At 55.7% G+C, this 14637-nt stretch carries 16 protein-coding genes and 1 pseudogene; 3 read left to right on the forward strand and 14 right to left on the reverse strand.

Annotation, left to right across the window (positions count from 1 at the left end):
* Nucleotides 1-404: 404 nt before the first annotated feature.
* Nucleotides 405-1454: pseudogene (hemE, locus tag HLUSI_RS29235) on the reverse strand (uroporphyrinogen decarboxylase).
* A 148-nt stretch (nt 1455-1602) separates the two neighbouring features.
* Here hemE and HLUSI_RS0117210 point away from each other — a divergent pair.
* On the forward strand, nt 1603-2388 hold the full coding sequence (locus HLUSI_RS0117210) for a transporter substrate-binding domain-containing protein (protein ID WP_016835142.1): 786 nt from the start codon (nt 1603-1605) through the stop codon (nt 2386-2388).
* A 59-nt stretch (nt 2389-2447) separates the two neighbouring features.
* Here HLUSI_RS0117210 and HLUSI_RS0117215 read toward each other — a convergent pair whose 3' ends face one another.
* The 12 genes from HLUSI_RS0117215 to HLUSI_RS0117270 form a co-directional block, all read right to left on the reverse strand.
* On the reverse strand, nt 2448-3233 hold the full coding sequence (locus HLUSI_RS0117215; protein WP_016835143.1) for an SGNH/GDSL hydrolase family protein: 786 nt from the start codon (nt 3231-3233) through the stop codon (nt 2448-2450).
* A gap of 2 nt (nt 3234-3235) precedes the next feature.
* Nucleotides 3236-4042: a PPK2 family polyphosphate kinase gene (locus tag HLUSI_RS0117220; protein WP_016835144.1), complete on the reverse strand. Its 807-nt coding sequence runs from the start codon at nt 4040-4042 to the stop codon at nt 3236-3238.
* Nucleotides 4043-4088: 46 nt separating this feature from the next.
* Nucleotides 4089-4499, reverse strand: coding sequence for a CoA-binding protein (locus tag HLUSI_RS0117225; RefSeq protein WP_016835145.1), 411 nt, complete (start codon nt 4497-4499; stop codon nt 4089-4091).
* Between the two features lie 232 nt (nt 4500-4731).
* A complete protein-coding gene (locus HLUSI_RS0117230) occupies nt 4732-5154 on the reverse strand; it encodes a F0F1 ATP synthase subunit epsilon (RefSeq protein ID WP_016835146.1) in 423 nt (140 codons plus the stop codon).
* 71 nt (nt 5155-5225) lie between these two features.
* Nucleotides 5226-6626 carry a F0F1 ATP synthase subunit beta gene (gene atpD / locus HLUSI_RS0117235; RefSeq protein WP_016835147.1) on the reverse strand — a complete coding sequence of 467 codons (1401 nt, stop codon included), beginning with the start codon at nt 6624-6626 and terminating at the stop codon, nt 5226-5228.
* Nucleotides 6627-6678: 52 nt separating this feature from the next.
* Nucleotides 6679-7563, reverse strand: a complete 885-nt coding sequence (atpG, locus tag HLUSI_RS0117240; protein WP_016835148.1) for a F0F1 ATP synthase subunit gamma — start codon at nt 7561-7563, stop codon at nt 6679-6681.
* Nucleotides 7564-7580: 17 nt separating this feature from the next.
* Nucleotides 7581-9122: a F0F1 ATP synthase subunit alpha gene (gene atpA, locus HLUSI_RS0117245; protein ID WP_016835149.1), complete on the reverse strand. Its 1542-nt coding sequence runs from the start codon at nt 9120-9122 to the stop codon at nt 7581-7583.
* A gap of 54 nt (nt 9123-9176) precedes the next feature.
* Nucleotides 9177-9710, reverse strand: coding sequence for a F0F1 ATP synthase subunit delta (locus tag HLUSI_RS0117250; protein WP_016835150.1), 534 nt, complete (start codon nt 9708-9710; stop codon nt 9177-9179).
* A 1-nt stretch (nt 9711) separates the two neighbouring features.
* Entirely contained in the window at nt 9712-10182 is a 471-nt protein-coding gene (locus HLUSI_RS0117255) for a F0F1 ATP synthase subunit B (protein WP_029363663.1), read from the reverse strand.
* 75 nt (nt 10183-10257) lie between these two features.
* The gene (atpE, locus tag HLUSI_RS0117260; RefSeq protein ID WP_006461334.1) at nt 10258-10503 is read right to left on the reverse strand and encodes a F0F1 ATP synthase subunit C; all 246 of its coding nucleotides are present in this window, start codon (nt 10501-10503) and stop codon (nt 10258-10260) included.
* 79 nt (nt 10504-10582) lie between these two features.
* Nucleotides 10583-11398: a F0F1 ATP synthase subunit A gene (gene atpB, locus HLUSI_RS0117265; protein ID WP_016835152.1), complete on the reverse strand. Its 816-nt coding sequence runs from the start codon at nt 11396-11398 to the stop codon at nt 10583-10585.
* Entirely contained in the window at nt 11395-11739 is a 345-nt protein-coding gene (locus HLUSI_RS0117270) for an ATP synthase subunit I (RefSeq protein WP_016835153.1), read from the reverse strand. Before HLUSI_RS0117270 ends, atpB begins: the two co-directional genes overlap by 4 nt.
* A 103-nt stretch (nt 11740-11842) precedes the next feature.
* Here HLUSI_RS0117270 and HLUSI_RS32785 point away from each other — a divergent pair, with 103 nt between their 5' ends.
* The gene (locus HLUSI_RS32785; protein ID WP_157137888.1) at nt 11843-12241 is read left to right on the forward strand and encodes a hypothetical protein; all 399 of its coding nucleotides are present in this window, start codon (nt 11843-11845) and stop codon (nt 12239-12241) included.
* Between the two features lie 391 nt (nt 12242-12632).
* The gene (locus tag HLUSI_RS0117275; RefSeq protein ID WP_029363664.1) at nt 12633-13808 is read left to right on the forward strand and encodes an ATP-binding protein; all 1176 of its coding nucleotides are present in this window, start codon (nt 12633-12635) and stop codon (nt 13806-13808) included.
* A gap of 182 nt (nt 13809-13990) precedes the next feature.
* Here HLUSI_RS0117275 and HLUSI_RS0117280 read toward each other — a convergent pair.
* Nucleotides 13991-14637 (reverse strand): hypothetical protein (locus tag HLUSI_RS0117280; protein ID WP_238534025.1); only part of this gene is annotated, 647 nt, incomplete at its 5' end.

Genomic DNA, 14637 nt, shown 5'->3' on the forward strand with positions numbered 1-14637 from the left:
GTCGGGAAGGCACTGACAGCCGAGTAGGATTCTGACTCGGTTTTAAAGTAAAACGTTAAAAAGGTATGTAACTCACGGTTTCATAAGTGCTTTTTCAGCTATCCACAATTCCTGTGGATAACTTTGTGGGCAACTACCTCTTGACAGTCCCGAACCCCACGTTTCATGCGGGTCTCGATAGTTTGCACAAATCCCGCGCAAGAAACAAATTCCTTAAAAATCAATCACTTGCAAAATTCGAAATTCCACCGCATTACAAATATGGATATGAATGATTCCCACTAAGGGAAGCCCCGTCCGTGTGCATAAGTGAGCCTGCGCGCATGTGCAATGTGCACCGTTTCGCATGCTGGTGAGTATGTACTTTGTTTTCAGCGATTTATCGTCGTTCTGGGCGGTGGAGATCAGCCGCGCAGTTCCCGGCTGATGCCGTGTACCGCCTCCACCAGTATCGTGACCGACTCCGGCGGGGTGAACTGGGAGATGCCGTGACCAAGGTTGAACACGTGCCCTACGCCCGCTTCGGGCTTGCCGAAGGATTCCAGCAGCTTGCGAACTTCGGCCTGGATCTGCGCCGGCCCGGCAAACAGCACGTTAGGATCGAGATTGCCCTGCAGCGCCACCTTGTCTCCGACGCGGCGACGCGCATCGGCCAGATTGACGGTCCAGTCCAGCCCCACGGCATCTGCTCGAGCCACAATCCGCCGCCCTTGGTGAAGACGATCGCCGGAATCTTGACGCCGTCCTTGTCACGCTTGAGCTGGCGCATGACTTCGCGCATGTAGTGCAGCGAAAACGCCTGGTATACGCCGTCCGCCAGCGCCCCGCCCCCCTTTTTAACCGATCTGCGCGTTCAGGTAGGCGGCGACGGCGGCTGCATTGGTCCGGAGGATGTGGTGCATCAGGTCGGGACGGTCGTACAGCATGGTCTTGACGGTGCGGAAGTCGTCGGAGCCGCCGCCTTCCACCATGTAACAGGCCAGCGTCCACGGACTGCCCGAGAAGCCGATCAGCGGCACACGGCCATCCAGTTCGGTGCGGATCTGGGTGACGGCGTCGAACACGTACTGCAGGCTGTCCAGTTGAGGCGCCTGCAGCGCCAGCACGGCCTTTTCGTCGCGCAGCGGGCGCTCGAACTTTGGTCCCTCGCCGTCAGCGAAGAACAGGCCCAGGCCCATCGCATCCGGCACGGTCAGGATGTCGGAGAACAGGATCGCGGCATCCAGCGGATAGCGCTCGAGCGGCTGCAGCGTGACTTCAGTGGCGTAATCGGGATTCTTGGCCAGCCCCAGGAAGGAACCGGCGCGGGCGCGCGTGGCGCGGTATTCGGGCAGGTAGCGGCCAGCCTGGCGCATCAGCCACAGCGGCGTGTAATTGGTCGGCTGGCGTAGCAAGGCGCGCAGGAAGGTGTCGTTCTTGAGCGGAGCAAATTGAGATGTGGACAATTGAGACATGGGAGCGATCTGGAGCAATGGGACTTCATGTTGGCCGCATCGGCAATCTTCTATTATCTCATTCAAACCGTAAAACAGCCGTGCCCGATTGATGCCCGGGGCCGCTGGTGATATCGTCTTTGCTTTACAAAAACATGGAGGAGACGATATGAAAAAGTATTTCAGGAAATGGCTGTTGCCGCTCACGCTGCTGTGCGCCGGCATGGCGATGCAGACCGCTGGCGCCGCCGAAAGCAGCCGCTTGGACGAGGTGATCAAGTCCGGCAAGTTGCGCGTGTGCATGACGGGCGACTACAAGCCGTTCACCTATTTCAAGACCGACAACACGTTTGAAGGCATGGACGTCGACCTGGCGCAATCACTGGCCAAGTCGCTGGGCGTCGAAGTGCAACTGGTCAAAACCACCTGGACCAACCTGATGACCGATTTCCTGGCCAAATGCGACATCGCCATGGGCGGTGTTTCGGTGACGCTGGACCGCCAGAAGAAAGCCGCGTTTGCGGTCTCGCACATGGTCGACGGCAAGTCGCCGATCGTGCGCTGCGCCGACGTCGCCAAGTTCCAGACGCTGGAGATGATCGACAAGCCAACCACGCGGGCCATCTTCAATCCGGGCGGCACCAACGAGCGCTTTGCGCGCGCCAATTACAAGCAGGCGCAGTTGATCCTGCATCCGGACAACGTCACGATCTTCCAGCAGATCATCGACGGCAAGGCCGACATCATGGTCACGGACGCCAGCGAAACCTTGTGGCAGGCGAAACAGCATCCCGAGCTGTGCCCGGTACATCCGGACCAGCCCTTGCAATTCTCGGAGAAAGCTTTCATGCTGCCGCGCGCCGATGTCGCCTTCAAGGAATACGTGGATGCCTGGATGCATTTGCAGAAAGCCACCGGCGACTATGATCGCGTGCTCAACAAGTGGCTGTATTGATGCGTTGACGGATTGATTGATGCCGAGCAGTGCAACGCCCGCCGATGACGCGGGCGTTTTTATTTCAGCGCGCCCAGCGTACGCAAGCCTTCGACAGTTGCCTGCGCCAACTGTTGCGCCCAGATGCGCGCGCCCGCGGCCGACGGGTGATAGCCGTCATGCGCCATCAGGTTGCGTTCGCGGGCGTCGCTGCGCACCGGCACATAAATCGCTCGCGGCAACTCCGCCGCGAGTTGCTGCGCGGCCCGGCTGAGCACTGCGGCTTTCATTCCAAGCAGATGGCGCAAAGGTTGGGGCAGCGCGGGGAACAGATGCAGCGGCGGCGCGCCGGAAATCAGCAGCAAGCTCGGCGACAGTTGCCGCTGCAATGCGTGCGCCAACGCGGCGAGGTCGCGACGGTAACGGCCGCTGCCATGGAAAGCAGTGCTGTCGTTGACGCCGAAGGCGATCAGCACGATGCGGAGTTCCTGCATGCGAGGCATTTTCGGTAGTGAGGACTGTGCGAGCTGCGGCAAGACGTCACGGTGGGCGTCCGCCACCGTGGCGCCGTTCTTGCCGAAGGCGCGCCACTGCACAGGCCGTCGCAGCGCAACGGCCAGTTCCTGCGCAAACTGCGCGGTGATGGCTTCTTCCTGACGCTCCACACCCACTCCGGCTACCGGCGACTCACCGATGGCGATGAGCACCACCGGGACCGCGTCACCGGCCTCGGCCGGCGTGCACAAGCCTTCCCGCGCGCCGTCCGCTTCGGGAAGACGCGGTGTGATGCGACGCGTGCGTTTGCCCTGCGCATACAACCAGGGCAGCAGCGGCAAGGCCAGCAATTCGGGCAGCCAGCGACGCACGCCTATTTCACCTTGAGGCCGGCGAGTTCTTTCTTGGCCGGCGGAAAAGCCAGCTTCATTGCCTGCAGGGTTTCCAGCACCACGCCCGCGATGGCGAGGTTGCGGTGGGTCTTGGAATCCGACGGAATCACGTACCACGGCGCGTGATCGGCATCGGTGGCCTGGATCGCCTGGCTGTAGACCTTCTGGTAGTCGTCCCAGCTCTTGCGCTCCTCCAGATCCTGCAGCTCGAATTTCCAATGCTTGGCGGGATCGTCGACGCGCTCCTGCAGCCGCGCGCGCTGCTGGTCCTTCGAGATGTGCAGGAAGAACTTCAACACCACGGTGCCGGTCTCGCTGAGCAGGCGTTCAAAATCGTTGATCTGTGCGTAGCGGCGCTTGCATTCGGCCGCATCGATCCAATTATGCACGCGCGTGATCAGCACATCTTCGTAGTGGCTGCGATTGAAGATGATCAGTTCGCCTTTGGCCGGCACTTGCTGATGGATGCGCCACAGGTAGTCGTGCTGCAGTTCAAGCTGGCTCGGGGCCTTGTAGCTGACGATGCGCAGGCCTTGCGGATTGACGCCGCCGAATACGCCGGACACGGTGCCGTCCTTGCCGCTGGTATCCATGCCTTGCAGCACCACCAGCACTTTGCGCTCATGCTGCGCGAACAGCATCGCCTGTTGCTCGGCGATCTGCGCCGCCAATGCCTGGACCTGCAATTTGTCGGCGGCCTTGTCGCCGCTGGAGAGCGGTTTGACGCCGGCGTTTTCGTCCTTGATTTCCTGCCTTTTGGTCGCGCGGAATTGTTCGCGTATACCCATCGTGACGATCTCCTGTGTGCCTTCCGGCGCAATGAAAGCGATTGGACTACAACACGCCGTGGCTAATTCCCATGGCGTGATCAACCTTGATGCAACGGTCCATGATGACTGTCAGACCGGCGGCCTTGGCCTTGGCTGCGGCGGCGTCGTTGACGATACCCTGCTGCATCCACACGCAAGCCGCCCCAATGGCGATGGCTTCGTCGACCACCGGCGGAATATCCGCGGATTTGCGGAAGCAGTCGACGATGGAAATCGTAACCTGGCCGGCCAGCGCCTGCGCGGCTTCGGTCAGGCTGGCGTAACAGTGCTCGCCGAGGATCTGCTGGCCGGCGTACATGGGATTGACGGCGACGATGCGATAACCTTCACGCTGCATGTAGGCGGTGACGTCGTAGCTGGGACGGTCGGGACGATTGGACAGGCCGACGACGGCGATGACTGGCTTGGCGCTCATGGAGCAACTCCTGTGTAAAAAGGCAGAGGCTGCCGGCGCCTGCATGAGGCAGCTCAAAGCAACATCAGCGAATGTGCGGAAATATTCACTTTAACCGATCATGCGTACACGCGTCGTGTATCGGTAGCAGCGGCGGTGATGGCAGGACCGGTAAATTCGCAGCCAATAAAAAAGGCAGCCGAAGCTGCCTTTTTCAATGATGCTGAATGCCGTTGCCGCAGAGCGCGGGTAATTAACGCTTCTGACGCAATCTTGCGATCGCGGCCAATTGCGCCACTGCGGTCGCCAGTTCGGCTTGTGCAGCTGCGTAATCGATTTTGGAGTCGCGATTCGCCAGGGCTTCTTCCGCGAGTTTCTTCGCGGTGCTGGCCTTGGCTTCGTCCAGGTCCGAGCCGCGGATTGCGGTGTCGGCCAGAACGGTCACGGTGTCAGGCTGCACTTCCAGCAAACCACCGGCGACGAATACGAACTCTTCTTGCGCCTGGCCAGGAATCTTGATGCGTACTGCACCTGGCTTGATGCGCGTGATCAAGGGAGTGTGGCGAGGATAAATCCCCAACTCACCCGATTCACCCGGCAACACGACGAATTCCGCCTCGCCGGAGAAGATTGCTTCTTCGGCGGAGACTACGTCAACGTGAATAGTATGTGCCATATCGTTTCCTATCCGGTCAGCCGTCTTGCCCGGACTTCAGGCAATAACGGCTTCGCGAGAATCAAGAGATCTTAGTTGATCTTCTTGGCCTTTTCGATTGCTTCTTCGATCGTGCCAACCATGTAGAACGCTTGTTCCGGCAGGTGATCGAGTTCGCCGCTAGCGATCATCTTGAAGCCCTTGATCGTGTCTTTCAGCGAAACGTATTTACCTGGCGAACCGGTAAACACTTCAGCAACGTGGAACGGTTGCGACAGGAAACGCTGCATCTTACGTGCGCGAGCAACGAGGAGCTTGTCTTCCGGAGCCAGTTCGTCCATACCCAGAATCGCGATGATGTCACGCAGTTCCTTGTAGCGTTGCAGGATGCCTTGAACAGCGCGGGCTGTTTCGTAGTGCTCCTGGCCGACGACTTGCGGATCCAGCTGGCGCGATGTCGAGTCGAGTGGATCGACCGCAGGGTAGATACCCAGCGAAGCGATGTCACGCGACAGAACGACGGTCGAATCCAAGTGGGCAAACGTGGTGGCTGGCGATGGGTCGGTCAAGTCATCCGCTGGAACGTAGACGGCCTGGATCGATGTGATCGAACCAGTCTTGGTCGAAGTAATACGCTCTTGCAGCTGGCCCATTTCCGAAGCCAGCGTAGGCTGGTAACCCACGGCTGAAGGCATACGGCCCAGCAGCGCGGAAACTTCAGTACCGGCCAGTGTGTAACGGTAGATATTGTCGACGAAGAACAGCACGTCTTTACCTTCGTCGCGGAAGCCTTCGGCGATCGTCAGGCCGGTCAGCGCCACGCGCAGACGGTTGCCCGGCGGTTCGTTCATCTGACCGTAGACCATGGCGACCTTGGAGTTCTCCGGAGTTTCCAGATCCACAACCTTGGCGTCGGCCATTTCGTGATAGAAGTCGTTACCTTCACGGGTACGCTCACCAACACCGGCGAACACGGACAAGCCGCTGTGCGCCTTGGCGATGTTGTTGATCAGTTCCATCATGTTCACGGTCTTGCCCACACCCGCGCCGCCGAACAGACCGACTTTACCGCCCTTGGCAAACGGACACACCAGGTCGATAACCTTGATGCCGGTTTCCAGCAGTTCTTGCGACGGCGACAGTTCGTCGTACGCAGGAGCCTTGCGGTGGATCGAGGCCGTCGTTGCGTGGCTCACCGGACCGCATTCATCGATCGGGTTGCCCAGCACGTCCATGATACGACCCAGTGTTGCTTTACCGGTCGGCACCATGATTGGCTGGCCTGTGTTCTTGATTGCCATGCCGCGGCGCAAACCGTCGGATGTACCCAGCGCAATGGTACGGACTACGCCGTCGCCCAGCTGTTGTTGTACTTCCAGCGTCAGTTCCGAGCCATCCATCTTCAAGGCGTCGTAAATCTTAGGCATCGCGTCACGTGGGAATTCAACGTCCACCACAGCGCCGATACACTGAACGATTTTGCCATCAGCCATTTTCGTTCCTTCAATAATATAAAATTAAGTTCTGTTAAGCGCAGTTTGCGCGTTACACCGCAGCCGCACCGGCAACGATTTCCGAGAGTTCTTTGGTAATCGCAGCTTGACGAGTCTTGTTGTAAACCAGTTTCAATTCGCCGATCACGTTACCCGCGTTGTCGCTAGCCGACTTCATCGCCACCATCCGCGCCGATTGCTCGGACGCCATGTTTTCTGCGACAGCCTGATAAATCAACGCTTCCACATAACGCACCAGCAATTCATCGATGACGCTTTGCACATCCGGCTCGTAAATGTAGTCCCAGGAATGCGAACCTGCATCACCAGCCTTACTATCAGCCTCAAGACGATCAACTGACAACGGCAGCAATTGCTGCAGCATCGGCTCTTGCTTCATCGTGTTGATGAACTTGGTGTACACCAGATAAACCGCGTCGAGGCGACCTTCCTGGTAAGCATCGAGCAGCACTTTCACTGGCCCGATCAGCTTGTCCAGATGTGGCGTATCACCCATTTGCACGGCATGCGCAACGACGGTGGCGCCGATCCGGTTGAGGAAACCCAGACCCTTGTTGCCGATCGCTACTGCTTGAACCTTGTTTCCTTGTCCTTCCAGCTCACGCAGTTTCGCGGTCAGCAAACGCAAGGAGTTGGTATTCATGCCGCCGCACAGACCTTTGTCTGTGGTGACGACGATGAAACCAACGTTCTTGGAGTTGTCCTGCTTAACCATGAACGGGTGCGTGTACTCTGGATTGGCTTGCGACAAGTTAGACGCGATATTACGGATCTTTTCACTGTAGGGACGTGCCGCACGCATCCGGTCCTGCGCTTTGCGCATTTTGGAGGCAGCAACCATTTCCATCGCCTTGGTGATCTTCTTCGTATTTTCTACGCTCTTGATCTTGCTGCGTATCTCTTTACCTGTAGCCATTCCGTGCTCCAGTTAAATTAAGCTACGAACGATTTTTTGAAATCAGCAACGGCAGCAGACAATGCAGCTTCACCATCTTTGTCGATTTGCTTGGTTTCTTCGATCTTTTGCAGCAAAGGCGCGTGGCTGGTCTTCATGAAATTATGCAGACCGCTTTCGAACGGCAGTACCTGCTTGACTTCGATGCTGTCCAGGAAACCCTTGTTGACTGCGAACAAAGTCACAGCCATCAGCGAGATCGACAACGGCGAGTATTGCGCTTGCTTCAACAGCTCGGTGACGCGGGCGCCACGATCCAGCTGCTTGCGGGTCGCTTCGTCGAGATCGGAAGCAAATTGCGCAAACGCTGCCAGCTCGCGATACTGCGCCAGATCGGTACGGATACCGCCGGACAGGCTCTTGATGACCTTGGTTTGAGCAGCGCCACCGACGCGCGACACCGAAATACCGGCGTTGATCGCAGGACGGATACCAGCGTTGAACAACGATGTTTCCAGGAAGATCTGACCGTCGGTGATCGAAATCACGTTGGTCGGAACGAAGGCGGAAACGTCGCCTGCTTGCGTTTCGATGATAGGCAGTGCAGTCAACGAACCAGTCTTGCCCTTGACTTCACCCTTGGTGAAATCTTCGACGTACTTTTCGTTCACGCGTGCTGCGCGTTCCAGCAAACGGCTGTGGAGGTAGAACACGTCGCCAGGATAAGCTTCACGGCCTGGTGGACGGCGCAGCAGCAGGGATACCTGACGGTATGCAACAGCTTGCTTGGACAGATCGTCATACACGATCAGCGCATCTTGACCACGGTCACGGAAGTATTCGCCCATTGCACAGCCGGAGTAGGCCGACAGGTATTGCATCGCAGCCGACTCGGAAGCCGATGCGGTAACAACGATGGTGTACTCCATGGCGCCGTGTGCTTCCAGCGAGCGCACGATGTTCTTGATCGATGATGCTTTTTGACCGATCGCGACATAGATACATGTCACGTCCTGGCCCTTTTGATTGATGATCGCATCAATCGCAACAGCAGTCTTGCCGGTTTGACGGTCGCCGATGATCAGTTCGCGCTGACCGCGGCCGATCGGCACCATCGCGTCGATCGACTTGATGCCGGTCTGCATTGGCTGCGAAACGGATTGGCGGGCAATAACGCCTGGGGCGATCTTTTCAATCGGGGCTGTCAGCTTGGTATTGACCGGACCCTTGCCGTCGATAGGCTGGCCCAGTGCATTCACTACACGGCCGCGCAGTTCCGGACCAATAGGCACTTCCAGGATACGGCCGGTACATTTGACTGTATCGCCTTCGGAAATGTGTTCGAAGTCGCCCAGAATAACGGCGCCCACCGAATCGCGCTCCAGGTTCAGCGCCAGGCCGAAAGTGTTGCCTGGGAATTCCAGCATCTCACCTTGCATCACGTCAGACAGACCATGGATACGGCAGATACCGTCGGACACGGAAATAACCGTGCCTTGATTGCGAATCTCAGCGGTATCGCCAAGGCCTTGAATCCGGCTCTTGATCAGCTCGCTGATTTCAGATGCGTTGAGTTGCATACTAACTCCTAAAAATTTTTCTATCGCTTAGGCTCTTACGCCAAGGCCCAGGTTTTATGCAGCCAAGGCAACATGTAACTGTTGCAGCTTCGCGCGCACCGAGGTATCGAACACTTCGTCACCGACAACCACACGCACGCCGCCGATCAAAGCATTGTCCACCTTGACGGTTGGCGTCAGCTTGCGACCGAATTTCTTTTCCAGCGTGACGACCACATCCTTCAACTGCGCATCGGACAATTCGAACGCGCTGGTGATTTCTGCATCAGCGGCGCCTTCCTGTGCGTTTTTCAGCGTATGGAATTGGGCGGCGATTTCAGGCAACAGCGTCAGACGGCCGTTCTGCACCAGCGCGCTGACGAAGTTCTTCGCTTCGACGCTCAATGGTGTTTTCAGAACGGACGAAAACGTGGAAACGACTTGCTCATCCGACAGTGCCGGATTTTGAGCCATGTCTTTCACGTCATGGTGCGCTGCAGCTTGCGCCATCTCGGAAACAAGATCAGCCCAAGCCGACAAACTGCCGGCTTTGGCTACACGAAACAGGGCTTCTGCGTAAGGGCGAGCGATCGTTGCGAGTTCGGCCATATTACAGCTCTGTCTTCAGTTGGGTCAGCAAGTCGGCATGCGCCGCAGCATTGACTTCACGCTTCAGAATCTGTTCGGCGCCTTTGACCGCGAGGGTCGCAACTTCGCCGCGCAATTCTTCACGCGCTTTGGTCACTTGCTGCTCTGCATCGGCCTTTGCATTGGCGATGATGCGCGCGGCTTCCTCGGAAGCGGTTTTCTTCGCTTCTTCGATGATCAGCTGAGCACGCTTTTCAGCGTCGCCAATACGTTTCTGGCCTTCGTCGCGTGCTGTCGACAGTTCTGCCTGAACGCGCTTTTCAGCAGCCGCCAGGTCAGCCTTGCCGCGGTCAGCCGCAGCCAAGCCGTCCGCAATCTTCTTCGCACGCTCGTCGAGCGCCTTGATCAACGGCGGCCAAACGAATTTCATCGTAAAGCCGGCGAGGATGAAGAAGACCACGAACTGCGCAAACAATGTTGCATTTAAGTTCACGGTAATTTCCTTCTCAGAATATCGTGTGCCGGATCAGTAATCCGGCAAAAGTGAGAATCGGCTATGCCGCCCGAATTACTTCGCGATGAACGGATTTGCAAATGCGAACAACATGGCGATACCGACACCGATCAGGAACGCAGCGTCGATCAGACCGGCCAGCAGGAACATCTTGGTTTGCAGCGTGTTCATCAGTTCTGGCTGACGTGCAGATGCTTCGAGGTACTTACCGCCCATGATTGCGATACCGATACAAGCACCGATAGCACCCAGGCCAATGATCAAACCGCAAGCCAAAGCAACGAAAGAGACATCAGTCATGACAATTCCTTAGAAAGTTAAAGTTAATACGAAAATCAAAAAAACAAACCAAAAAAGCTAAAACCGTACAGCAGCCTTGTTAGTGCGCCTCATGCGCCTGGCCGAGGTAAACCAGTGTCAACATCATGAAAATGAATGCTTGCAGCAGCACGATCAGGATGTGGAAAATTGCCCAGATCGAACCTGCGATGACGTGGCCGACAAAGCCGAACGCCGTAGCAGCCGAACCCAGCAATGCGATCAGCAAGAACAACAGCTCGCCCGCATACATGTTGCCGAACAACCGCATGCCCAGCGACACGGTCTTTGCAGCAAATTCAATGATATTCAACAGCAGATTGAAAGGCGCCAGCCAGATGCCGAACGGCGCCGCAAACAGTTCATGGATGAAGCCGCCCGCACCCTTGATCTTGAAGCTGTAGTACAGCATCAGCGCCAGCACGCCCAGAGCGATGCCCAAGGTGCCGTTCAGGTCGGCGGTAGGAACGATGCGATGATGGATTTCTTCCAGGCCGGCCAGACGCATGATGCCCGACACCAGATCGACAGGAAGGAAGTCCAATGAGTTCATCAGGGCGACCCAGACGAACACGGTCAGCGCCAGCGGAGCGATGAAAGTACGGTCGCCGTGAACGATGGCCTTGGATTGGTCTTCGACCATTTCGACCACCATTTCGACGAATGCCTGGAAACGGCCCGGCACGCCGGAAGTGGCCTTGCGTGCTGCCAGGTACATGAACAGGCAGCCGACCACGCCGCAGAACACCGACCAGAAGATGGTGTCCATGTTGATGATCGAGAAATCGACGATCTTGTCCTGGTGTTGCGAGGAAAAATGTCCGAGATGGTGGACGATGTATTCTGAAGCAGTAGGTGCGTGCGCAGCAGCAGTCATGGTCGATGTCTAAACAGTAAGATTAAGTAACTTTTAAGCACCACGATGAAGCTCAGCACAAATGCGAGCCAGTTCACATCGCGATACAACCAAACAACTGCGCCCATGAGCGCAAGAGTCGTAGCAATCTTGATAAATTCCCCGAACAAAAACGTCATCGGGTCAGCCCCACCAGGCTTGCGAGTACTTGTATAGAGACGGAGGGCGAACAGGCCGTTGGGAATGAAGCAACACATTCCTCCCAGCAATGCAGACCACAACGCAGATACCCCGCCCAGCAAACCAGCAATACATGCAGCGACGACCATGGCCACAAGCTGCAAAAGGATGATGCGCAGCATATATATCCAATATCGTGCAGGCCGCACTCATTATGAGCAGACGGCGGTTTAGAAGCCCGGCGATTATAAAGGCTTGCGTCCGAATCCGTCAAACTTTTAACGCGTGATTACAGTGATATATCGTCAAGTTGCCGGTCAGTTGTCGGCTTTAACATACAGCTGCATTGTGAGCCAAAATCGGGCGATCGACGATTACCTGCAAGGTAATGCAAACTACTACCAAACAAACTCCGGGAATGCTGTCATCGGACTGACAAAAACGCGATCCGGATGGGCAAAAATGCACAAAAACCACGGCGGGACTGGGTGTAGCTGGAAGCATAGTTCTGCCGCCTATTTGAATCATACCCTTGCCGCAGTCAGCACCGTCCATCCTGGAATTGACTCATTTAAGGCTTCCAAACGCGAAGCTGCTATCCCTGCCCCACCTTCTCCGGCACGTATTGGAACCATTGATTTACCGTTTTTTGGTTTTGGAACAATAGATTTGCCGCAACGCTGATTACTGTCGCACGTTTTGCGCCATGCGCCGCATCGGCTTGATACTAACGTTACCGTTAGCTCGGGTAGCTATCTACCACCGAAATCGTCGACTGTTTCTGTGTCACAAAAGAGACATCCCTCAACAAGGCAGCTTACGCCCGAACAACTCAAGATAGTTAATTATTGGCAATATTCTTTCGTGCATCGGATAATGCCGTCGAACCTTAGGAGCGACGGAAACCTCTAATGAGAATGACTTTCTCGGCTTGCCGGGTGATCTGAAGGATTACTTCAATTCCGTAGCTCCCCGCCGCAATTTCTACCAATATCTAACAAAGTATAGCTATGTATAGCTACGTATATCTTCCACGAGATATACTTTGTTCAATATTCATAGAAATGGAGCGGTCATGGATCCTGTTAGAAATCCTTTTGCCCCCGGAGCAGGTAGTCGTCCGCCAGAACTTGCTGGGCGGCAGGTTATTATCGAAGACGCACGAATAGCCATTGATCGCGCCTTACTCGGCAAGCCCAGTCGTTCCCAAATGTTCTTGGGCCTACGTGGAGTGGGAAAGACCGTTCTTCTTAATGCAGTCGAAACCATGGCCAACGAGCGCGGCCACCTAACCTCTAGTATCGAAGCACCAGAAAACAAGTCCCTCGGGGAGCTACTGTTACCACGCGTGCATCAGGTGCTTCGCAAGCTCTCTCTTACCGACAATGCCAAGGCTAAAGCCTACGACGCATTACGGGCACTAAGATCGTTTGCTTCGGTATTCAAGTTTGAATATGGGGACGTGGCAATTGCCGTGGACGCCGAAGTGGGTGTCGCGGACAGTGGCGACTTGGAGAATGATCTTCCGGAGCTATTCGTGAGGATCGGCGAGGCAGCCAAGGCAGCAGGGAAGGCATGGACTCTGCTGATTGATGAGGTCCAATATCTCAGCCAGAAGGACTTGGCTGCGCTCATCGTTTCTCTACACAAGATCAACCAAAGCCAACTACCCGTTCTATTTTTCGGAGCGGGATTACCGCAAGTCGCAGCACTGTCGGGAGAGGCTAAGTCGTATGCGGAGAGATTATTCCATTATCCCGAGGTCGGCGCTCTGTCTGAAGCAGATGCCAAGGATGCAATCCAGCAACCCGTCAACGAAGAAGGTGCCGTTATTAATGAAGATGCTTTAATTGAAATTTTTCGCAAGACGAAGGGCTATCCCTATTTTTTGCAAGAATGGGGGCATCAGTCCTGGAATCTGGCGATCGGCAATATCATTACTGTCGAAGATGCGAAGCAGGCAGAGGCGATCACGCTAAAACGTCTTGACGAAGGATTTTTTAAGGTGCGTTTCGATCGACTGACGCCTAAAGAGCGTGAGTACGTCATCGCCATGGCGAGATTAGGTAATGGGCCCTATCGTTCTTCAGATGTCGCCGATGCGCTTAACGAGTCAGCGCAGAGCCTTGGGCCTCGCCGAGCGCAAATCATCAGCAAGGGCATGATTTACAGTCCATCACACGGCGACATTGCCTTTACTGTTCCGATGTTCAATGACTACCTGATGCGTAATTTAGCTAATCTTGGCTAAACGAACATCCATACTGGTTGGGCTCACTGTGGCTTGCTGTAGCTTCTTTCCTATAGGGCCACGGGGTTAGCCCAATTCCTGCGAAAACTCCCGAAATTCCGGCCGACTGTGAATACACGGCAGCTCATATCCACCCAGATCTCAATCGCACAGAATTGCTGCGATGGCTTGTCTTGCCGATATTAATCTTTACCCAACTGACTCATAAACTGCTGGTAGGTACTGGCCAATTCTGTCCGGACCAACGCCAACCCGTGCCGGCTTAATTCTCGGTCTACTGCACGCTTGCTCGGCCAACAGCCCTCGGCGACGAATTTCTCAAGAATTTCGTTCAAGACTTTCAGCCGATCTGCTCTCGCACGCACCGCAGCCTCCCCCAAAAATTCACGATAGCGCTCGCCAATTGCCTGACACAGTTCAGGAAACCAATATTTCAAGGCAGAGCGACTTATTTTCAACTCTCGTCCAATCGCGCTCACTGAACTAGGGGAAGGCTTACTCAGCTCCGCAATCAACCTGACAGAGATCTCACTTCGTTGGACAGGCAAAAGCTGCGGCCGAGTCTTCCTTTCTACTCGCTTCAGTCGCTCCCTAGTCTGCGACTCATCAGCCAGGCCAATAATATTGTTCTCGACAAACAACGAAGTAATGGGAACGTCGTGACGAGCACTGATAACGACCAGGCGCTGCAACGTAGGCCGTTGACCTTTCCTAAGCCAGCAATTTGCTGCCCACGAATCCCAACCCAAGTCACGGCAAAATCTTGCTTTATTCCCATCCGCGCGTAGTTGAATCAATTGGTGTTCCTTTGCTCGCAGCATTGACCCTG

Source organism: Herbaspirillum lusitanum P6-12, assembly GCF_000256565.1.
Classification (GTDB): Bacteria; Pseudomonadota; Gammaproteobacteria; order Burkholderiales; family Burkholderiaceae_D; genus Herbaspirillum; species Herbaspirillum lusitanum.